The following is a 20,966-nucleotide window of genomic DNA, read 5'->3' on the forward strand; positions in this document are numbered from 1 at the left end:
TTTTCTCCAAAAGCCCGACCACTTGGTCAATCTAAGGAAGCTCTGAACAACTTGGCGACTATGGCACTCTTCGATCATTGATTCGGGGAGGCGCTCGGATGGCCCAGCTGAGTTTCGCGTCGCTCGATTATGCGGCCAAGAAGAAGCGCACGAAGCGAGATGCGTTTTTGGCTGAGATGGCAGCCGTGGTGCCTTGGGTCGCGCTCGAAGCTTTGATCGAGCCGCATTATCCCAAGGCTGGTCCGAGTGGCGGTCGGCGACCATTTCCATTGGCCGTGATGCTACGGATTTATTGCTTGCAGCAGTGGTATAACCTCTCTGATCCCGGCGCGGAAGAAGTCCTTTACGACATTTGCTCGATGCGCACGTTCGCGGGTCTGGAGCTCGGACGCGACACAATTCCCGATGAGACGACCATCTTGAACTTCCGGCATCTGCTGGAGCGTCACGAGTTGACGAAGGCGATATTCGTCGCGATTGCAGAGTTTCTGGAGACTCGCGGTGCTCTGCTGCGTGGCGGCACCATCATCGACGCGACGCTGATCGCGGCATCGCCATCGACGAAGAACAAGGCACAGAAGCGCGACCCCGAGATGCGCTCATCGAAGAAGGGCAACCAGTGGTACTTTGGCATGAAGGCCCACATCGGTGTCGATGCGACAAGCGGGCTCGTGCACACCGCAGGCGTGACCACAGGCAGTGTGCATGACGCCAAGGTCATGGACAATCTGATCCGCGAGGATGATCGTGCGGTGTATGGCGACAAGGGATATGCCAACGACCGCAAACAACGACAGGCGGAAGCAGCGGGCGTTCTGTGGGCCGTGAAGGCGAAAGCGAAGCCCGGGCGCCCCCTGTCGATATCGCAACGCCGCCGCAATCGCCGCTTCGGAAAAATCCGCGCCAAGGTCGAGCACGTGTTCCGGGTGATGAAATGCCAGTTCGGCTATCGCAAAGGTTCGCTATCGCGGCATCGCCAAAAACGGCGCACAGGTCTTCGCGTTGCTCGCTCTCGCAAACCTATTCCTTGCCCGCAGGACACTTGCGTCCGCTTGACAAAGTCGCCGGACGATTGCCGCCCGCGGCAGGTGCAAACAAAGAACCCTTCACCGCCAGCGCAAACCTGTTGCGACTGCTTCAGAAAAAGTGACGTTGCTCAGAGGTTCCCTAACTCTGCTTACCTGTCCGGCACCAGGGGCCCACTCCAATACGGGGTCAAACTTCGGCGCCGATTGACAACTGCTGGCGGACAGACGCGGGAGGCTCTCCTCCGCCGCGATCCACGCGCGGCGTTCAAACAGCTTTCGCCAACTGCTGAAGAACGGGTACGTGGTCGCAGCCACCTGCGAACCCGACCAGCCGTTACGTCGCCGCAACGACGTTTACGGCTAGTGCTTTGCGCAAAACGTGTTCGCGTTCACACCACTCCTTTCTGAATGCGTTGATGTCGAAGTCGATCGGCATCGGCACCAACATTGCGATGATGGGTTTGCCTGACACGAAATCGGTCAACTGGTGCGCCGAGAGATGAGGAATGTCGGCGGCGAACCGATACAGCGCGGCGAGGCATGCAACACCTCGAGAAACCAAGCCTGGTCGAGCACAGACTTGTAGACGCGGAAGGTTTTCATCACCGACAAGGTCACGGCGGAATCGAGCGAGCTCAGATAGGACACGTCACCGTCGAGGAAGTGCGGGTTATCGACGAGAATCGAACGCTGCTCAAAGCGGATGGCGGTATCGAGAAGGACAGTTCGATCTGCGGGATATCTGCGAGATTCTGAAAGCGTGAGGTGACGCGTGGATCAAGCCGATAGTCGACATAGCGCTTGTGGACCGGCGGAGTGGCGGAAGCCTGTAGCGGTTGGGCTGCAGCAGAGCATATGGACCGAATGTCCGGTCGAAGAGGCGGCGCTTATGCAGGAACATCGGATCGACCACCACGATGTCGTCCTCGACATAACCGTAATAATCATATCCACCGCCGGAGTCGCGCAACAGCTTCCCCTCGCTGGCCTGCATCCGCTGGATCGTCGGCTTGGCCAGTTGTTTCTGGTCGATGCCGAGCAAGGCGCGGGCAGCACGCATTTGCGCGGGGGTGACAAGGCTGGCTTTCTTAAATCAATCTCAAGATGTGTCTTATGATATTTTAAATAGCAATATAGTTGTAAAAGATTTAAGGAATGATCAAAATGCAATCCCTAATCTAACATTCCAATTGGGCCACTTCGTGGGGACCGGTCAGTCATCGAGCCCACTCAGGGCTACAAGCCCTTTGTCTACAACAACGGGCAAGGGGAGAAGCGCGCGCCGCTCGTTGCCCAGGCTCAGGAGAATATCGTCGCATGAACGCCATCAAGCTGCATCCGCTGAAAAAGTTGGAAATCATTCTCGCCGGCGAGCACAAGGAATTCGCCACCGACTTGCTCGACCGCGCCGGAGTCAAGGGCTACACCATCGTTGGCAACCTGTCGGGCAAGGGCAGCCACGGCCTGTACGGAGGGCACCTGATGTTCAACGAGGATGACGTCCTCATCATGATCATCGCCGCCGTGCCGCAAAGCCTGGTCGATCCGCTGCTCGACGGCTTTCAGCCGTTTTTCGATGCCCACTCAGGGGTGATTTTCGTCAGCGACATCCAGGTCGGCCGCCTGGCCAAGTTCATGGCGTAGCGGGGTGGGCTGCGGATGCTTGGGCGAGGTCAGCGGGCGCGCCTGCTGGGTAAGGAACGCCAGGAAGGACTGCGCCACCGCCGATAGCCGCTTACCTTTGCGGTGCACGACGAACCATTGCCGCACGAGCGGAAAGCTCTCCACGTCGAGGATGACCAGGCGGCGCATCGCCAGCTCCAGCTCTAGGGTGTGCAGCGACAGAATGCCCAACCCCAGCCCGGCATCGACTGCCTGCTTGATGGCCTCGTTGCTGCTCATCTCCATCACCGAATGAAATTCTACGCCGTGACGCGAAAAATGCCGCTCTGCCGCATTGCGCGTGCCCGAGCCAGGCTCGCGGGTAATGAAGCGCTGGCGACCCAGTTGCTCCAGTGGAATCTGCCGGCTTTTGGCCAGGGGATGCGCGGGCGAGGCGATGACCACCAGCGGGTTGTCGAGGAACCCGCGCGCGACGAGCTCGGCATCCTCTCGCGGTTGCCCCATGATGGCCAGATCCTGGTTCGACGCCGAGAGCATCTCGAGGATGTGTGTCTGGTTGGACACCTGCAGCCGCACCTGCACCTTGGCGTGGCAGGCGCAGAACGCTGCAATCAGCTTGGGCATGAAGTAGTTGGCCGTGCTGGCCACAGTGAGGTCGAGTTCCCCGCGATGGATGCCACGGAACTCCTCCATCGCAGACTTGAGGTCGCGCATCTTGGCGCTGATGAGCGTGGCGTGGCGATGCAACTCGCGACCGGCGTCGGTCGGCTGGATCTGCTTTCCGACGTGGTCGAACAGCGGCACGCCGATCTGCTCTTCTAGGTGCCGCATCTGCATCGAGACCGCCGGCTGGGTCAGGTGCAGCGCGTCGGCTGCGCGCGTAAAGCTCTGCTGACGCACCACCGCGTCGAAGATCTGGAGCTGTCTGAGGGTCAGATGCATGGCGAATACATAAGCGATTCTAATGCACTCAATAAAAAATAACAATTGGTGTTTATTATATCATCTTTTATGCTCAGCACTCGTTAATAACTGGAAACGATACGATCTTTTACGCTTCTCATCGGCTTTTTGAGGAAGACAGCTCCAAGATCGACCGCCGCTAGTCCGGAAGCCCCATAGGTCGCCGATCAGATGGGTGTCCAGTTCGGTGTCGGGAAGCGGGTGCCCCATGATCGCGAAGCGCATAGCCACGGAAGGTCTGACGCATCTCCTGGCGATTGACGATCGTCAGACTAACGTCATTCCCGGATAGAGCTTCAAGAAGGAGCTGATCGCAGATGGGACGAAATAGTTGCGGTGCTGACCGCGCCGACATCGCGAAGCTTTGAGATCAAGAAATATTGGTTCGATGAAGGATGATGAAGGATATTGAAATTGTACTGTTTGGCATGTGCGGCCGAGGGGGAGACTGAATGAGCCACGAGCTGACGTTACAACAACGGTTGGAAGTACAAGCGGGTCCAGATCCGCTTCACCGAGCTGTAAAGGAAGCCGTAGCTGCACTTGCGCAGGCTGCGATCGATATTTCCGATCTGACGTGCCGCGGCGCGTTGGCCGGGATCACCGGAGAGGCACAAGGACGCAACACCGACGGGGATATTCAGAAGGATCTCGATGTTCGCGCCGATCAAATCATCCGCGACGCTCTCAGTGCCCTGCCGATCGCCGTGCTTGCCTCGGAGGAAATGGCGGAGCTGGACATTCTGAATCCGGGCGCGCCGATCAGCGTTGCGTTCGATCCGCTGGACGGCTCGTCGAACATCAACACGAACATATCGGTGGGTACGATTTTCTCAATCATGCCCACTCCACCCGATGCCAGCGCCGCCTTTACCCAACCCGGCAGCGCGCAGCTTGCGGCTGGTTTCGTTGTCTACGGCCCGCAAACCTCTCTCATCCTCACCCTCGGGCAGGGTGTCGATATCTTTACGCTCGATCGCGTCGAGAGGGTGTTCAAGCTCACGGGATCGATGATGCAGATCCCGGCGGATGCAACCGAGTTCGCTATCAACACCTCGAACAGGCGGCACTGGGATTTACCGGTTCGCGCCTATATCGATGAATGCCTCATGGGAGCCGATGGGCCGAGCGGCAAGAATTTCAACATGCGTTGGATCGGCTCGCTGGTCGCGGAGGCTTTCCGCATTCTCGTTCGCGGCGGCATATTCCTGTATCCCGGAGACGCCCGGGATGGCTACGAAGATGGCCGCCTGCGCCTGGTCTATGAGGCGCACCCGATGGCGTTCATCATCGAGCAAGCGGGCGGTGGCGCCTCCACCGGACGAAAACGAATTCTCGATATCGTGCCCGGCAGCCTCCATCAGCGAGTTCCGCTGATCATGGGTTCGATCAAGAACGTCCGGCGGCTCGAAGATATGCACACGGGACCTAACGTCGCTTTGGAAGCGAATGCACCGTTGTTCGGGCATCGCGGCCTGTTTCGCGTTTGAATTGAGGGGCTGTCGCAATCGTGTCCAGAAAGTATCCTATCATATCAATCACGGGTTCGTCGGGCGCCGGCACGACATCCGTCAAGCGGACTTTCGAGCAGATTTTCCGCCGCGAGAATGTCGTGGCTGCGTACATCGAAGGAGACGCGTTCCACCGTTACAACCGTGCCGACATGCGCACGCGCATGGCCGAGGAGTCGGATCGGGGCAACAAGCATTTCAGTCACTTCAGTCCCGAGACCAATTTGTTCGACGAACTGGAGGCTGTGTTCCGGAGCTATAGCGAAAGCGGAACCGGCAATACGCGTTACTATGTCCACGACGATGTGGAATCCGCGAAGCACGGTGTCCCTCCCGGGACGTTCACCGACTGGCAGGCGCTGCCGGAGAACTCGGACCTGTTATTTTACGAAGGTCTGCACGGGGCGGTCGTGACCGACAAGGTGAATGTTGCCCAATACGCGGATCTCAAGATCGGCGTCGTTCCCGTGATCAACCTCGAATGGATCCAGAAGCTGCATCGGGATCGCAGTGCGCGGGGCTATTCCACGGAGGCGGTCACCGACACCATCCTTCGGAGGATGCCGGATTACGTCAACTATATCTGTCCTCAGTTCGCCGAGACGGACATCAACTTCCAGCGCGTGCCGACGGTGGATACTTCAAATCCGTTCATCGCCCGGTGGATACCCACGCCCGACGAATCGATGGTCGTGATCCGTCTCAAGAACCCGCGCGGCATCGACTTCCCGTACCTGCTGTCGATGATTCCGAACAGCTTCATGTCGCGCGCGAACTCGATTGTCATTCACGGGTCCAAGATGGATCTCGCGATGCAGTTGATCCTGACGCCGCTGATCCTTCAGCTTATCGACCGGAAGAGGCGGGCATGAGTGAACTGATCGCATTTCCGCAAGCGGCAGCCTCGGCCGCGTCGAAACGGGGCGTGACCAAAAATATGATCGCGCGAAGCGCGACGTCTTATCAGGGCAGCCAAATGGGGAGGGAACCGACATGGCGCGCATAACACTGAGACAGTTGCTGGATCATGCCGCGGAGCACGGCTACGGCGTACCGGCGTTCAATATCAACAATATGGAGCAGGGGCTTGCCATCATGGAGGCCGCGGCCGCCGTCGACGCGCCGGTCATCCTCCAGGCCTCGCGCGGCGCGCGCTCCTACGCCAACGACATCATGCTGGCGAAAATGATCGACGCGCTGGAGCAGATGTATCCGCAGATTCCGCTGTGCATGCATCAGGATCACGGCAACGAAGAAGCGACTTGCGCCACCGCGATCAAGTACGGCTTCACCTCGGTGATGATGGACGGCTCGCTCAAGGCCGACGCCAAGTCCGCCGCCGACTACGAGTACAACGTCGATATCACCCGCCGCGTCGTCGACATGGCGCACTGGGTCGGCGCTTCGGTGGAAGGCGAACTGGGTGTGCTCGGCTCGCTCGAACACGGCGGCGGCGAGCAGGAGGACGGGCATGGTATCGAAGGCCCGGTCAGCCACGATCAATTGCTGACCGATCCGGATCAGGCCGTCGATTTTGTTCGCGCGACCAAGGTCGACGCCCTGGCGATCGCGATGGGCACCTCGCACGGCGCCTACAAGTTCTCGCGCAAGCCGGACGGCGACATTCTCGCCATGAAAGTGGTCGAGGAGATTCACCGCCGCCTTCCGAATACGCATCTGGTGATGCACGGCTCATCCTCGGTGCCGCAACATCTGCAGGATGAATTCAATAAGTTCGGCGGCGAGATGCCGCAGACTTGGGGCGTGCCGGTCGAGGAGATCGTTCGCGGCATCAAGCATGGCGTCCGCAAGGTCAATATCGATACCGACTGCCGCCTGGCGATGACGGCTGTATTTCGGAAGATCGCGACCAGCAACAGAAGCGAATTCGATCCACGCAAGTTCCTAAAACCGGCGATGGATGCGATGCGCGACCTCTGCCGCGAGCGCTTCGAACAGTTCGGCACTGCCGGAAATGCCGCGAAGATCAGGGTGATCCCATTGTCTGAAATGGCCAAGCTCTATCGCGCCGGCAAACTTGATCCGCGTATCGGCGAAACAGCCGTCGCCGCGGAGTGAAATACGATCCGAATCTGTCGCGGATCACACAAAGAGAGACAGAAAAGAGAAGGAGAACAACATGAACGTCCTTAACGAGAAGTCGCTGACGGTTCGCGGCAAGGACCGTTATAAATCCGGTGTCATGTCCTACAAGAAGATGGGCTATTGGGAGCCCGACTATACGCCGAAGGACACGGACATCATTTGTCTGTTTCGGGTTACGCCGCAGGACGGCGTCGACCCGATCGAAGCGGCTGCGGCGGTGGCCGGCGAATCCTCGACCGCGACCTGGACCGTGGTGTGGACGGACCGTCTCACGGCGGCGGAGAAATATCGCGCCAAGTGCTACCGCGTCGATCCGGTACCGGGGGCGGAAGGCCAGTACTTCGCCTATATCGCCTACGATCTCGACCTGTTCGAACCCGGTTCGATCTCCAACCTCACCGCGTCGGTCATCGGTAACGTGTTCGGCTTCAAGCCACTCAAGGCCTTGCGCCTCGAGGACATGCGGTTGCCGGTTGCCTACGTCAAGACGTTCAAAGGGCCGCCCACCGGCATCGTCGTCGAGCGCGAGCGTCTCGACAAGTTCGGCCGGCCGCTGCTCGGCGCCACCGTCAAGCCGAAGCTCGGCCTGTCCGGCCGTAATTACGGCCGCGTGGTCTATGAGGCGCTGAAGGGCGGTCTCGACTTCACCAAGGACGACGAGAACATCAACTCGCAGCCGTTCATGCACTGGCGTGAACGTTTCCTCTACTGCATGGAAGCGGTCAACCGCGCCCAGGCAGCGACCGGCGAGATCAAGGGCAGCTACCTCAACGTCACCGCGGCGACGATGGAGGACATGTACGAGCGTGCCGAGTTCGCCAAGGAGCTAGGGTCGGTGGTCGTCATGATCGATCTGGTGATCGGCTACACCGCGATCCAGTCGATGTCGAACTGGGCGCGCAAAAACGACATGATCCTGCATCTGCATCGCGCCGGTCATTCGACCTACACGCGGCAGCGCAATCACGGCGTGTCGTTCCGCGTCATCTCCAAATGGATGCGGCTCGCCGGTGTCGATCACATCCACGCCGGAACCGTGGTCGGCAAGCTGGAAGGCGATCCGCTGACCACGCGCGGCTACTACGATATCTGCCGCGAAGAGCACAATCCGATGCAACTCGAGCATGGCATCTTCTTCGACCAGAACTGGGCCAGCCTCAACAAGATGATGCCGGTTGCTTCCGGCGGCATTCATGCCGGCCAGATGCACCAGCTCATCCAGCATCTCGGTGAAGACGTGGTGTTGCAGTTCGGCGGCGGCACCATCGGTCACCCGATGGGCATCCAGGCCGGCGCGACCGCCAATCGCGTGGCGCTGGAGGCGATGATCCTCGCCCGCAACGAGGGCCGCGATTACGTCAGCGAAGGTCCGGATATCCTGGCCAAGGCAGCCGCAAGCTGCACGCCGTTGAAGCAGGCGCTCGAAGTGTGGAAGGACGTCACCTTCAACTACCAATCCACCGACGCGCCCGATTATGTAACGACCCCGGCCGTAGCGTAAAGGAGGACATTATATGCGTATTACTCAAGGTTGTTTTTCGTTCCTGCCCGATCTGACCGACGAGCAGATTTCCAAGCAGATCCAGTACTGCCTCACCCAGGGCTGGGCGGTGAACATCGAGTTCACCGACGATCCGCATCCCCGCAACACGTATTGGGACATGTGGAATCTGCCGATGTTCGACCTGAAGGACGCGGCAGGCGTGCTGATGGAACTGAACGAGTGCCGGAAGGTCTATGGCGACCGCTACATCCGGATGTCTGCATTCGATTCCAGCCATGGCTGGGAGTCGGTGAAGATTTCGTTCATCGTCAACAGGCCCAAGGATGAGCCGGGCTTCCGGCTCGAGCGCCAGGAGTCCGACAACCGCAACATCCGGTACACCACGACGTCGTATGCGGTGACCGCACGTCCCGAGGGTCAGCGTTACTCCTCGTGACATGATTCCATCCGGTTCAAACTAGGGCGATCCATCCTCCCGATCGTCCAGTTCCGGATGTACTGCTCCGTCGTCTCGCATGGCGACGGAGCTTTTCTCCCCCGAGCGGTTTCAAAAGAAGCCACCGACCGAGGCTATCAGGACCACCGTCGATGCAAGAAAAAGTCAACATTCGCGAGGAACTCGAAGCCGTCGGAATCGGAGAGATTCTCGCGCAACTCGATCGAGAGCTTATCGGTCTCAAACCCGTCAAGACGCGTCTCCAGGAAATTTCCTCTCTGTTGCTTGTCGAACGGATACGCAAGAAAATGGAACTGACGTCGGAGACTCCGACGTTGCATATGTCGTTCACCGGGAATCCCGGGACCGGCAAGACCACCGTTGCCTTACGGATGGCCGATATTCTCCATCGCCTCGGTTATGTGCGCCGTGGTCATGTCGTGTCGGTCACGCGCGACGAATTGGTCGGACAGTATATCGGTCACACCGCGCCGAAGACCAAAGAGATATTGAAAAAGGCGATGGGCGGCGTGCTGTTCATCGACGAGGCCTATTACCTCCACCGGCCCGACAACGAGCGCGACTACGGCCAGGAAGCCATCGAGATCCTGCTTCAGGTCATGGAGTCGCAGCGCGAGGACCTGGTGGTGATTCTCGCGGGCTACGCCGACCGTATGGAAAAATTCTTCTCCAGCAATCCCGGCTTCCGCTCGCGCATCGCGCATCACATCGACTTCCCCGACTACAGCAACGACGAACTGCTCGCGATCGCGGAAGTCATGCTGAGCAAGATGAACTATAAATTCAACCCCGAAGCCCGCGAGGCGTTTGTACGCTACATCGCCTTGCGCAAGGCCCAGCCCTTGTTCTCCAACGCGCGTTCGATCCGCAACGCGTTGGACCGTATCCGCCTGCGTCAGGCCAATCGCCTGGTCGCGGACCAGAACGCCGTTCTCTCTGTCGAGGATGTCAAGTCGATCACAGCGTCCGACGTTCTTGCCAGTCGCGTGTTTGAGACGTCGCAGCCTGCCGTCGTCGAGCAACTGATGGACAAGAGGAAGCGGTAGCCTTTTCGGGGTCAAGTCATTACGGTCGCGTCTCCTCGCAGTCATTGCTCCGTTACAAAGACCAACGATTACCCCGTGCCGGCGGCTTGAGGGTAGCTGCGAGCGGGAAGACGCAGTCTTCGATCCCCCTCATCATCATAAAGCGTGGTCTGACGACCGCCTACCGTTGTGCATTTGGAGTATCCACTATCGAAGACCTGCATACGGCCGTGAAGCAGGCTACTCAAGTGGAGCGATCGACTTTCGATTTACCTCTCGGATAGATGGCTGGAGCTCGGACTGGTTCTCGTTCTCGGTCGATCAGCGGCGCGATCTGGTGGGAATTGTTGAAAGAGATCGCTACAACACCGGCTCGACGTTGTTACTGGCCAGCTGCCGGCGAGGCATAGCGCTAACTACCATCCTCGATCCACCGGAATGCGCAGTCAGTTTAAACGGCACAAGAAGAAGACGAAAGCAACTCCTCTCCTAAAGCAACTTTCTCTACCGCGGCAATGCCGCAATTGGCCAATTGTAACTTGTGCCTAATCCCGAGCGCCAGGCGACAAGCATAGCTTGTGCTGCGTCATGCCGCAGTTCTGCGCGCCGAGCCGCTCGCCCTGTGAACATCAGGTAGCGCATCACGATGTCGAGTGCCCCGCTCAAGACAACCGGATCTGCGTACAAGGGCCACGGACACAGTAACACGGCATACTCCTCTCACGCACGACATAGAAAACATCTACGATCTAAAAAGGTCCCAGAAACTAACCAAGGACAGGGGATCTTGGCTACGTGAAAGCTTCCGAATTCTCAGTGAGGTAATTCAATCCACAGCTGCTCCGTCATCGCTCCATCTCATGCGGCTGGCACGCCTCTTCGTTCTTCAAAACATTTCCCACTTGGCCTTTATAGACCGTGCTAGAATTAAACTGCTGAAGGTGAGAGTTGCATCGCCAGCGACATGCATTATCCTTTCTGTGGTTGCTGTCCGCGATGCAAGAAGATTTTTGACATGCGAGCATGTGATCGAATGCGCTTCTTCCATGCTCCAGAGGTGGAGTGCATTTGCAAGGGCAAGGCCTCTGCGTCTTACGCGTTGGGAGTGAAGGCCTCTATTGTCACCAGCAAGGCAAGCTGCATATGTTGTGCGGTTCCTCGCTCAGCAATCCGCCAATGAATGCGCCCGCGCTCACCGCCGCATGCTCCAGCGAAAAACAACGGGCACACATCCATCGCTTGATGTCCCGCTGCGACGACGCCTCACAACTTCAGCACCGTTTCGATCGACGCGTCCCTCGTCCATGATCGATGTCGAATCATGGTCATGCCTCGAGTCAGAACTCGCTAAACCTCGCAATACAAATCACGCCTAGGCTCAGGACTTCTCTGTTTGTCGCATGCCTAGCGCGACAAATCCTTGCGGAACTTCGGCTCCTCTGTCATCGACGCTTTTGCATCGCGGACGGCAATCACAGAGGTTCTGACCCTAGTTCCAGCGACCCCGCTGATTCCATCATCGGCCTCGTGGGTGGAGTCACCATCAGCTATCTGCTGCACACCACTTGGTAACAGCCATTGCGGGCGTCACCTCGAACTTGCCGGCTCTTGAGGGGCCCCGTTACCAGAAGCTCGTTGGGTGGAATCCTTAGGCATCATGGCGCACCATTTGTGCGCTGGCAAAGGACACGATTGACATTCACAAAGTGTTGGAGATATATCGTCTACGATATCTCACGCATTTAAATTGATACTTTATAATATGTTTTAGATATTTTATATATAGCGCAGAAATTCCGTTGTGAGTCGCATTGGAGCTGGCCAATTCATGATTTCCGCTAATCAACTCAGGGCCGCCCGTGCACTCCTGAATATAGATCAACGACAAATGGCTCAACTGGCGGATCTTTCAGTCCCGACCATTCAACGCATGGAAGCTAGTGACGGCGTCATCCGTGGCAATGTCGATTCCCTGATGAAACTGGTTTCAGCTTTGGACAACGCGGGCATCGAGTTGATTAGTCCGGATGGTCAAAGCCTGGCTGGCGGTCGGGGCGTCCGGCTCAAAGAACAAGTCACGAAGCCAACGATAAAGCGACCTAAGTCTTCCTCGTTGCGGCCCTTGGAACGAGCTCGATGAACACTCTGGCTGCCGAAAAAATGGACCGCCCCATCGGAGATGACGAAAACGCCCTGTCGAGAATTCGCATTGGCTATTGAAGCCGACCGACAAGGCGAACTGTTCTGACGACATGGGAGGCGGATTCTCCCTTATCTCGCTCGATACAAAGGGTGACACAGCGGGAGCTGCGGCACAGTGAATCGGCGTGCACGTGGCGCTCGCGAGAGACGTCATCTCGCGTGATGTAATCGCAGCGTGACGACGACGGCCGACACGCTTCCCGACGATCCCGGCACGCTTAAGGCGATGCTGCTGGCAGAACGGGCGCGCGCCGCGCGGCTGGAGCAGATCATCAAGGAGCTGCAGCGTCATCGCTTCGGCCGGCGGGCCGGGGCGCTGCCCGAGAACCAGTTGCTGCTCAGCCTGGAGGATGTCGAACAGGTCAAGGCGAGCCGCGACGCAGCGATTGATGCAACCAATGCGGCCGAGCGATCCAACCGGGCCGCCAGGCGCCGCAAGAACAGAGGACCGCTACCGTCGCATTTGCCGCGGGTCAGACCGGACGAGTTCAGCACTTTTCGTCCACTCCCTAGGGACATTTTTGGACGAGACGTCGAGGTAGTCTGGTCCACCCTAGCCTATCTTCATAAAATTGTATAGCAACTTCAATAGTATATGAGTTCACAGTTTTATTCTGAATGGCGCGCTACCCGGAATAAAACTACGAACTCTTATGTATTTGAAACCACTATATAATTATAATTGTCGCTAACAATGTTGCGGCGGCGGTGGCGAACGCGCACGGCCTGACCTATTTCGAACAACCTGCTCGTCAAGCTCGCAACGCGCGATGGGCCTCCTGTGCGTCCCGAACCATCGGCCGACCGCTGCCGTGTGGCGCGTCGAGTGTCGTCATGCGTAATCCTGACAGATAACCGCAGAGATTAATTCGGCATGACGCGCCAGACCCGGCCGAGTTCATCGACGCGGACGGGAACAGCCGCCAATTTCTTCAACGTATTGTATGACGCCATCAGCCAGCGAAACGGATCGATGTCGTTGTTGGTGGCGTGGCGCTTGTCGAGATTGCCAGTCTCGTTGTGGTCGGCGAGCTTGAACCGTCCGGCAGCGGCGTCCAGCCGATGCACGACCATGATCCGGGCCCGGCCCTCATGGTCGAGCCGGATCAGGTCGCCTTTGTGAATGCGCATCACCAGCTTCGCGCCCTCGTTGGCGTCACGCCATTGCGGCGCGTGCGCTATCTTTGGGCCAGCGTTTTTCTTGTTGGCATCGAAACGGCGCACGGCCTCGCCGTCCCATTTGCCGCCCGCCGTCTCGAATACCTCGACGCAGAAATTCTCGCCGGCGCTGTAGGCCTTGTAGGCCACGCCACTCGCGCGGTTCGCGATTGGGACGAGATAGTCGCCTTTCTCTTTCTTGAGAATACGGACATGGCGCAAGCCATGCTTGAACTGCGGATAGTCATCGGAGGGTGCTTGCAACTGCCGCAGAGCGTCCGCAAGGGCAACGCCCTTTGTCTTTTCGACATTCACATGGTCACGAACGATGGTGCGCAGCTGAATGTCACGGATGCGATCAACCTCGTTCTCGTTCAGGCTTTCGATCGCCTTGCGATAGACCAGGTTGCCGGCTTCTTCCTCTTTCAGGCCGGTGGCATCCAGCGGCTTGACGAAGCCGTAGGCGCTGTCCTCGTGCAACTTGCCTTCAATGCCGTGATCCGGCTTGTGCGAGACCACCATCTTCTCGAGCGCGGCTTTGAGATCGTCGCGCATTGTCGGCCATGGCGGCTCGATGACGAATTTCTCGTGCTCTTCGTCGTAGGCGTTGGCCATCTTCCACAGCAGCGAGCGATCCGTCAGCGCAGTGACCAGGCCATCGATGGCGTGATGCCGATGATCGGCGCGGTTCTTGACGCCGGAGAACTCCATGTCGTCGGTGGAGGCGAGAAATTCCTCCGCTTTGTCCTGCACGCCGGCGTAATTATCCGATGGCAGGAGACCGTTGAGCCCCCATTTGCCGCGCAGCATGCTGGTGAGACGGCCCGGCACCACCCAGATCTGATTGGGATCGGTGACGGCGCCGAGATATTGTTTGGCCAGTCGCGCCAGCCAGCCGGTCTCGTTCAACTGACGGGCCAGGAACCCGCCGCGCTTGTCGAATTCCTCGCGGGCATTGGCATCGAAACGCCAGCGCTTGTTGCGTGGCAGGCCGGTGGCGCGGGCTGCGATATCGTCCCAATTGTAGCGATGGCCCTGAAGCGTCGGGCTCGATCCGAACGCCTCGGACGGTGTCTGCTTGCGCTTGTGGCGGTTAGCGTAGCGCATACAGATGATCTTGTTGGCCGGGCTGTCATCCAGCGTCATCGCGACCGGCAGGATATGGTCGATGTCGACTTCGTCGGAGAGCAGCCGCTCAATGCTGATCTGCTCGCCGGTATAGACGCATTTGCGATCCAGCGGATCGTGCGCGAGTTCTTCCCATAGCCGCATCTTGAGCAGGTTGCGCGGATTTGCCGGACGGCCGAATTTGGCAAGCTCCTCGGCGCGCGCTTTATTCTTGTCCTGATTCCGTCGCTGTTCGCGCTGTCGCTCGGCCTTCTGCTGTTCTGACAGCTTCAGCGCGCGGGTGAACTCGATGGAAATCTCGGTTGGCGGCCCATACTTGTCGATCAGGTCGTTGACGACGCGGCGCAATTGCCCGAGTCCGATATGCACGGTCGGGTTTGGAAACTGGCCGTACTGCTTTTCCTTCTGGTCCCGCGCATCGCCGCTGCCGACCACGGCATCCTGTAGCCACTGGCCATAATACGGCAAACGGCCGAGTTGCTCGCCGGTTGGTAGCTTGGCGTGGTCGTAGCCTGCACGCTTGGCCGCGATGTGATAGCCGGCGCCCGCCACGCCATCCTCATCGAGCCCGTCCTGCATGATAGGCACGATCTTTTTGATCGCGCGCAGGCCGAGCCGACAGTGGCCGTCCGGCAGCGTCGTATTGGCAACGCGCGCGGCCGCTGCGCCGTCAAGCGCACATTCCTTTTCGAGCCATGCGATCAGTTCGTTTTCGTCTTCGGTCTCTTCCAGTCTGGCGACGATCGCGATCTGCCGCTCAGGAGGAAACCCGCGCCACGCCTTGTTGAAGCCCTTCTTGTCCGACAGCCGCGCGGCGGTCTGGTCGCCGTCGAGCGCCGCGCGCCGGTCGGATTCAAGATTAAACCTGGCTTCCGCCGGAAGTTTGAGCAGCGTGCGCAGCTTGTCGAATTTCACTTCCCTGTTGGCGAGCAGCGCCGCCACGACGAGATCGCTCTGTTCCTTGGTCAGCCTGCGCGAGCCCTTGCCGGTGTCGCGGATTTCGAGGTTACGCGCCTCCGAGAGAATACGAAATCGCTGCGCCAAAGGATGGGACCACGGTGCGCGATAGCCTTCGGGATCTTCCTTGAAGGGGCGCGTTGCGGGGTCGAGCGTGCATTTGCCGACAATCGCAGGCTTCAGCGGGCGCTGGTAGAAGATGATATGCTCGATCTCCGTCCTCGCCTCGTCCGTGATCGTGGCATGGTGCGCGCTCTGCCCTGCCCAGATCGCGTTGAACTCGTCCCGCAGCATATCGCGCGTCGGATAGTAGTCGTAGCTCGCCTTGGTGCCGGTAATGGTGGCGCGGGCGCGCACGCCATGAGGCGCATCCGCTCGCGGAAGCACCTCGTCGCCGAACAGACGCTTGCGGACTTTGGCCCAGATTTTCTTGCGGGCGTTGCCGGTGAGGTGATCCTTGCCGAGCCGCACAAGTTCTGCGCGGATCGCGGTCTGCCGGTCTTCATAGGATTTGCGCAAATGCATATCGGCGAAGAATACGCCGAGCGTCTCGTTGCCCTTGTCGGTCGCAAGGCGGGATGCCGCCTGCTTGATAGCGCCGTCCTCGCTCTGCTTGCTGTCGGTCTTGCGGTTCGACTGGAAACCGCGGCGCTGGTTGAGATGAAACAGCGCACGCCCAACATGATGCGCGGGCAGGGTATCTGTCAGTGCGGTTTTGCGCAGCGCATAGGGGTCGAGGACCTCAAGCGCCCTGCGTTCGCGTGCATCGTCCGGAAGCAGATTGTATTTGATCAGCGCGGCGATCAATTCCTTGCGGCGTTCGACGAAGCGGTCGCGCCGCTTGCGCGCGCCCCGCGCCATCCGCCGATCGACCGCATTGGATGTGCCGGATTGGGGATCACGCCCATCAGGGAAAATACGGACGCCGCCCGGACCGAGCGCAACGGGCTCATGGCGGTCGCCGCGTTTCTCAAGATGGGTGACAAACCAGCCGAGAGAGTTGGAGCCGAGATCTAGCCCAAGGCGATACAGAACAGACGAGCCTCTGAGTATCTCATTCTTGTTCATAGCTAGATGGCTATCGCCTCTTGAAAAATGTGGAAAATCAATTTCTACGTGCATTGATGTTTGCGTGCAAATCGAATCGCTTCAATACACACAATGTGCGTGAGGCTGTTGTGGCGCGCCACGCTACAACAACCACTGAATATGCTTTGAGTTCGTTTTGAATTCAGGCTGCGATTCTAAGAACTGACTGTGGCTACAGCTTTTTGCTGGTAGCCACTTCTCTTGACAAAGTTAAAAGTGGTGCGCACAGTTACGAGGTGTGATAGCTGTTATTGGTAGACTTACTGGTTTTAGCGGACTGGTGATTGAGGGCCTCCCGTTAACAAGCTTATGCACAAAATGGGGCACCCCGCAGGGTGCCCCTTCCATTTGCGACAGTCACGCAATCCGTCGAAAGCCTGTTCTGCGGAGCCCACGCTGGTGCGCTTCGTTCCTGTCGCCATGGTGAAAGCCGCAGGTCAATCACAGCACTTCGACCGGGCCGCTCTGCAAGTCAATCACCAACGGTGCAAAGCCTTTGGTCATGACACGGGCGTGAATGGCGCATCAGGATGAATGGTCACGTTTCGCGATTGCTCAAGGTGTTCCATCGGCTGCGACAATTTGCCGAGGCGGTCGTTCGCATCGCGGTCCGGGTGTTTGCCGTCAGCGCCCCCGGCCGGGGCAAAGCGCCGGCAGACCAACGATAAAGGACATTCGGCGCCAGACCCGTCGTCAGTATTCGGCGGAGGAGAAGATCCGCATAATGACGCTCGGCATCGTACGGCAGGCCGGGGTTCACCCGCCAGAACGGGCGCAGCCAAGCCGCCAACCAATGTCGGAAACATGATCGGGGCGAGTCTTTCCGGCTGTCTCGGCAGGCCGCCGTTCTTCTAGCCGCTGCACTCGGCGTGCTTTCGATCCTTTCTGTGCTTTTCGGTTTCGCGTTTAAAGGCTCCAATCGACTCCTGTCCGGTTGGCATGCCATTCGCCGAGGCTCCTACGTTCACTCGAAAGAGAAGCAGCTAATAACGCGACTTAGCAATTTAGGTTTCAGAGGTGGCGCTTTTGCCGGCGCGGTTCGACGCAATGAGTAAATGCTTCTGTAGTGGGCCTTCATTCGTCAAGTCCTCTCTGAACGATATCTCATCGCCAGGATCATGCTTCTGTCCGTGGTCAGCGCGAAGGCCGCCACACCATGCCATCAGATCCAGAGCCGGCAGGCCAATCTAGGACGCGTGATTTGCCGAAGCTTTCACAGCATTACGCCCGACCTTGCCAAGCCCTCGTCCCAGCGACGGGACCTCTGCAGAAGCGGCACCGTTTCGGCTCCGCTCCGAACGCTCTATCTCCTATGCCATCGCTGCGGTCCTGCTCCAGCGAAAGTCGGTCGCATCCACCCACATGCGGTGGAGCACGACGTCCAATTTGCTGGCAAGCGCCACCTTGGCGCGCTTCATGCCCCGACGTTTCGCCACGTCGAGCGCCCAGTGCTTCAGGCTTGAGAAGCGGGTCGCACGCGTCAACATGATGTGCGCCGCTTCAAAGAGCGCTGTTCGCACCATGGCGTCGCCGACTTGCTGACGCCAGCATCCCGATCGGTCTCACCGGATTGATATTTTGGGGCATAAGCCCGAAGTAATTTTCCAAACCGCATCGGGTCGTCCACCGCCGAGCGATAGGTCAGAGCGACCAAGGCCCCGACGCCAGGTGTACTCATCAATCTCCGGCAGACCTTATCAGCGCGCGCGATCTTCAGCATCTCGCGATGGAGCTTGGTGAACGCGCACCACAACGCCGTCCGCGCCGCCAGCATCGTACCAATCACCGTCTCCAGAGTGATGCGCCCTGCTGTCAGTTCCCAGATGCGCGCCTCAAACTTTCCACGACTGACTTTTCCGACCTTCAGCCCATACCCGGCCTTCGTTCGGTCATCGCGCCACTTCGCCGAAATGCGAACATCAATCCAGCTGAACGCCATCGCATTGAGTGCGAGGCGCTGGAGCGCCGTCATCAACGCGAGCATTTCATGCACGAGCGGCGGCGCAAGGCGCTGACCCGCCTAGAGGCCCGAGAAAGGCGGTCGCTTGAAACGAAGGTTCGGCGGCAGCTGCGCGCCGCCGAGAGCCTGCAAACCGAAAAATGGCAGGCTCGCAAGAGGCAGCTTGAAGTGAACAAGCTGGATATGACCGTTCCAGCCGAAGGCTTAGGCGCACCCGCGAAAGACGGCTGGAAAAAGCGAAACAAGGGCCTTGGCCAAACCAATGGGCAGAAGCAGGACAGTCCCAAGGGCTATCGTTACAAGCGGGAGGAATAATGCCTGGGAAACGTCAGCCGGTGAGGTCGCTCTACGCGAACCCTTCAATGCGTTCGCGGACAATCGCGCGCATCTGCTCCGCGATCTTCGCGCCTTGAGTGCCGTCAGATAAAAGTGGCGGTAATTCCAGATGATCGAGCGCGCGCAAGAGGGCGGTCACGAGATCGTCGATGGCGGTATCCGCATCGGCAGCCTTGAGACCGGCGGTGCTGGCAAATGCCTTGAAATCAGAGCGGCGCAGACGGTCGTCTTTGCCGTTCAGTTTGAGCGCCATCCGGTCTCTTTCCAACCTTGGAAAGACGCGGGTTGTGACCGCATCATAGAGCGGTGCCATGCGGACGGAGTTGAATTGCGCGCTGCCCGGCTCTGCGACCTTGAGGAGCGCCATGTTCTTCAGGTGCATGTCGCCGTCGGCAATCAGCCAGGCGAACAAGGCTCGCTTCAGCACAAGCAAGACATCTTCTTCCGGCGCTGTTGATAGGGGTCTTAGAGCCCGCGCGATGCGCTCCATCGTGCCGTCGTATTTTGCTTCGGTCGGCACGCCCAGCACGGAGCAAAAATCCTCAAGCGCCAGGAGGCGTTTGTCATCAAGGCTTGTCCTGATATCGAACCGCTCCACCAAGAGCGCGGGCGGCATCCCGTCAGGCATGGGAACAAGCGCCGTCGCAGGCGTTAGAAAGCCGGATGCGCGGCCCAATGCGAGTGACTGCCATTCGATAACCGGCAGGGCCTCAAATCCGCTTGTGCCAGCAGGCTTCAGAATATGCGTGAAGGGCTTGCCGGTGCTGGGGGAGAGCGTACCGTCAGAATCAAGGAACATCGGCGCTTTGATCTGAACGCCTGATAATCGCGGCGTATCCGTGCGCGCAAATATCTCCGCGAGATTGCGCTCGAAGCTTTGCTCTAAATCGCCGCGACCTGGCCCCGCATACCTACCGGTGAATAGTGAGTTCTCAGTGAAGCGTTCGAGCCGGGTCAGCAGTATGTCGGGCGGCAGAGCGGCGAGATCGCTCTCGCGCTCAACGATTGTGACGTTTGACATGTAGCGCTTGCCGGAGCGCAGCATCGCGCGCTCGTCGCGGTCGTTCAGGACTGACTCAAGCCAGCCTTCGGGCAGCAATGATAGAATGAAAGGCGGGAGTTTACCCGGCGTGGTTTGGCGGACGAGCGGTGGGCCGTTCTGATTGTTGGGATTCCAGCGCCATTCAAAGCCATCATGAGTGAGGTTGCCGAGCGGAACGCCGTGCCACGCCACGATCAGATCGAGCGCAGCTTCGTTGCGTGCAGGCTCTCCCGACACTGGGCGGCGGAGCAGGAAGCGCTCGGCGTGCTCGCCCTCGCGATACCATTTGTTCTCGCGGGCGAGTGACCAGGTTGCATCGGCAGCCCCCTGAGAGGTGCCGTATTCTTCAATAAGACGGTTCGCTATTGTCTCGCGCGTCGTTTCATCAATGGATGCGGCGTGCTCGCTGCGCAGACGGAACGCTTCGAGGAAGCGCTGGCGCATCGACGAGACATCGATGCGAAATTCTCCCATGCCGTCATCGACAATCGCGGGGGCGACCGACGGATGGTCGGGCGCTGCATTCTGGATGATTTCAAGTGAGCGTAATCGCGTGCGCTGTATTCTCCGCCCGCTCAGGAACAGGCGACCGTCGCGGGTCGGGCCAAGAAGGACAGCGCTCGCCGCTGACAGGTAGGCATTGGGGTATAGGTATTTTGCGATACGGACGGCGTGCTTGAGTACCGTCGCCTCGATGTCCTCTCCCGCATCAACGTAGATGCCGCGCATCAGCTGGACGAGTTTGCCCGTTTCAGCCTGATAGTGGCTGCGGGCTTTATCGATGTTTTCTCCAACCAGATGCAGGGGCATTTTTCTAACTTTCGCGTATCTCACATACGGGAAGGTTAGCTTAGATGGCATCAAAATGCAACAATTT

General features: G+C 58.8%; 15 protein-coding genes and 3 pseudogenes. 11 read left to right on the forward strand and 7 right to left on the reverse strand.

Annotated elements, in window-relative coordinates; translation table 11 throughout:
* Window positions 1–98 precede the first annotated feature (98 nt).
* Window positions 99–1,056 (forward strand): IS5 family transposase gene (locus NHAM_RS20740; protein WP_245270104.1). Its coding sequence is split into 2 segments (ribosomal slippage): window positions 99–953 and window positions 955–1,056, totalling 957 coding nucleotides; the frame shifts between segments, so codons are not numbered across the junction.
* A 306-nt stretch (window positions 1,057–1,362) separates the two neighbouring features.
* Here the strand turns inward: NHAM_RS20740 and NHAM_RS27120 are convergent.
* From NHAM_RS27120 to NHAM_RS25485, 3 genes and pseudogenes are all read right to left on the reverse strand, one after another.
* Window positions 1,363–1,512, reverse strand: coding sequence for a hypothetical protein (locus NHAM_RS27120; RefSeq protein ID WP_157043807.1), 150 nt, complete (start codon window positions 1,510–1,512; stop codon window positions 1,363–1,365).
* Entirely contained in the window at window positions 1,509–1,676 is a 168-nt protein-coding gene (locus NHAM_RS27125; RefSeq protein ID WP_157043808.1) for a hypothetical protein, read from the reverse strand. The genes NHAM_RS27120 and NHAM_RS27125 overlap by 4 nt, the downstream gene beginning before the upstream one ends.
* Window positions 1,677–1,998: 322 nt before the next feature.
* Window positions 1,999–2,088: pseudogene (locus tag NHAM_RS25485) on the reverse strand (helix-turn-helix domain-containing protein); the annotation flags it as partial.
* 257 nt (window positions 2,089–2,345) lie between these two features.
* Here NHAM_RS25485 and NHAM_RS20750 point away from each other — a divergent pair.
* Window positions 2,346–2,672 (forward strand): P-II family nitrogen regulator, encoded by a 327-nt coding sequence (locus NHAM_RS20750; RefSeq protein WP_011505027.1) that lies wholly within the window; start codon window positions 2,346–2,348, stop codon window positions 2,670–2,672.
* On the opposite strand, the gene NHAM_RS20755 is transcribed toward NHAM_RS20750, so the two are convergent.
* A complete protein-coding gene (locus NHAM_RS20755) occupies window positions 2,613–3,593 on the reverse strand; it encodes a LysR family transcriptional regulator (protein ID WP_011505026.1) in 981 nt (326 codons plus the stop codon). The genes NHAM_RS20750 and NHAM_RS20755 overlap by 60 nt on opposite strands.
* Window positions 3,594–4,066: 473 nt before the next feature.
* On the opposite strand from NHAM_RS20755, the gene NHAM_RS20760 reads away from it, so the two are divergent.
* The 8 genes and pseudogenes from NHAM_RS20760 to NHAM_RS20795 all read left to right on the forward strand — a co-directional run.
* Window positions 4,067–5,104, forward strand: a complete 1,038-nt coding sequence (locus tag NHAM_RS20760) for a class 1 fructose-bisphosphatase (protein WP_011505025.1) — start codon at window positions 4,067–4,069, stop codon at window positions 5,102–5,104.
* A gap of 20 nt (window positions 5,105–5,124) precedes the next feature.
* Window positions 5,125–5,997: a phosphoribulokinase gene (locus NHAM_RS20765; RefSeq protein ID WP_011505024.1), complete on the forward strand. Its 873-nt coding sequence runs from the start codon at window positions 5,125–5,127 to the stop codon at window positions 5,995–5,997.
* Between the two features lie 121 nt (window positions 5,998–6,118).
* Complete coding sequence (fba, locus tag NHAM_RS20770; protein WP_011505023.1) at window positions 6,119–7,204, forward strand: class II fructose-bisphosphate aldolase; 1,086 nt, start codon at window positions 6,119–6,121, stop codon at window positions 7,202–7,204.
* A gap of 61 nt (window positions 7,205–7,265) precedes the next feature.
* The gene (locus tag NHAM_RS20775; protein WP_011505022.1) at window positions 7,266–8,732 is read left to right on the forward strand and encodes a form I ribulose bisphosphate carboxylase large subunit; all 1,467 of its coding nucleotides are present in this window, start codon (window positions 7,266–7,268) and stop codon (window positions 8,730–8,732) included.
* 13 nt (window positions 8,733–8,745) lie between these two features.
* The gene (locus NHAM_RS20780) at window positions 8,746–9,171 is read left to right on the forward strand and encodes a ribulose bisphosphate carboxylase small subunit (RefSeq protein WP_011505021.1); all 426 of its coding nucleotides are present in this window, start codon (window positions 8,746–8,748) and stop codon (window positions 9,169–9,171) included.
* A 152-nt stretch (window positions 9,172–9,323) separates the two neighbouring features.
* Window positions 9,324–10,238 carry a CbbX protein gene (cbbX, locus tag NHAM_RS20785; RefSeq protein ID WP_011505020.1) on the forward strand — a complete coding sequence of 305 codons (915 nt, stop codon included), beginning with the start codon at window positions 9,324–9,326 and terminating at the stop codon, window positions 10,236–10,238.
* Window positions 10,239–12,045: 1,807 nt separating this feature from the next.
* Window positions 12,046–12,357 (forward strand): helix-turn-helix domain-containing protein, encoded by a 312-nt coding sequence (locus tag NHAM_RS20790; protein WP_011505019.1) that lies wholly within the window; start codon window positions 12,046–12,048, stop codon window positions 12,355–12,357.
* 237 nt (window positions 12,358–12,594) lie between these two features.
* Window positions 12,595–12,894, forward strand: a pseudogene (locus NHAM_RS20795) (transposase domain-containing protein); the annotation flags it as partial.
* Window positions 12,895–13,283: 389 nt separating this feature from the next.
* Here NHAM_RS20795 and cas9 read toward each other — a convergent pair.
* A complete protein-coding gene (cas9, locus tag NHAM_RS20800) occupies window positions 13,284–16,730 on the reverse strand; it encodes a type II CRISPR RNA-guided endonuclease Cas9 (protein WP_041359384.1) in 3,447 nt (1,148 codons plus the stop codon).
* Between the two features lie 1,331 nt (window positions 16,731–18,061).
* Window positions 18,062–18,627, reverse strand: a pseudogene (locus tag NHAM_RS28565) (transposase); the annotation flags it as partial.
* 111 nt (window positions 18,628–18,738) lie between these two features.
* Between NHAM_RS28565 and NHAM_RS20810 the strand changes: the two are divergent.
* Window positions 18,739–19,026, forward strand: a complete 288-nt coding sequence (locus NHAM_RS20810) for a hypothetical protein (RefSeq protein ID WP_041359386.1) — start codon at window positions 18,739–18,741, stop codon at window positions 19,024–19,026.
* Window positions 19,027–19,057: 31 nt separating this feature from the next.
* Here the strand turns inward: NHAM_RS20810 and NHAM_RS20815 are convergent, their stop codons facing one another.
* Window positions 19,058–20,899: a type II toxin-antitoxin system HipA family toxin gene (locus tag NHAM_RS20815; RefSeq protein WP_011505016.1), complete on the reverse strand. Its 1,842-nt coding sequence runs from the start codon at window positions 20,897–20,899 to the stop codon at window positions 19,058–19,060.
* Window positions 20,900–20,966: the final 67 nt, after the last annotated feature.

Origin of the sequence: Nitrobacter hamburgensis X14, assembly GCF_000013885.1 — a bacterium.
GTDB lineage: Bacteria > Pseudomonadota > Alphaproteobacteria > Rhizobiales > Xanthobacteraceae > Nitrobacter > Nitrobacter hamburgensis.

Bases quoted from the DNA above. Each gene is read 5' to 3' on its own strand.
- NHAM_RS20750 (WP_011505027.1), top strand. From the start codon at position 2,346: ATGAACGCCATCAAGCTGCATCCGCTGAAAAAGTTGGAAATCATTCTC.
- NHAM_RS20755 (WP_011505026.1), bottom strand. From the start codon at position 3,593: ATGCATCTGACCCTCAGACAGCTCCAGATCTTCGACGCGGTGGTGCGT.
- NHAM_RS20760 (WP_011505025.1), top strand. From the start codon at position 4,067: ATGAGCCACGAGCTGACGTTACAACAACGGTTGGAAGTACAAGCGGGT.
- fba (WP_011505023.1), top strand. From the start codon at position 6,119: ATGGCGCGCATAACACTGAGACAGTTGCTGGATCATGCCGCGGAGCAC.
- NHAM_RS20775 (WP_011505022.1), top strand. From the start codon at position 7,266: ATGAACGTCCTTAACGAGAAGTCGCTGACGGTTCGCGGCAAGGACCGT.
- NHAM_RS20780 (WP_011505021.1), top strand. From the start codon at position 8,746: ATGCGTATTACTCAAGGTTGTTTTTCGTTCCTGCCCGATCTGACCGAC.
- cbbX (WP_011505020.1), top strand. From the start codon at position 9,324: ATGCAAGAAAAAGTCAACATTCGCGAGGAACTCGAAGCCGTCGGAATC.
- NHAM_RS20790 (WP_011505019.1), top strand. From the start codon at position 12,046: ATGATTTCCGCTAATCAACTCAGGGCCGCCCGTGCACTCCTGAATATA.
- cas9 (WP_041359384.1), bottom strand. From the start codon at position 16,730: ATGAACAAGAATGAGATACTCAGAGGCTCGTCTGTTCTGTATCGCCTT.
- NHAM_RS20810 (WP_041359386.1), top strand. From the start codon at position 18,739: ATGCACGAGCGGCGGCGCAAGGCGCTGACCCGCCTAGAGGCCCGAGAA.
- NHAM_RS20815 (WP_011505016.1), bottom strand. From the start codon at position 20,899: ATGCCCCTGCATCTGGTTGGAGAAAACATCGATAAAGCCCGCAGCCAC.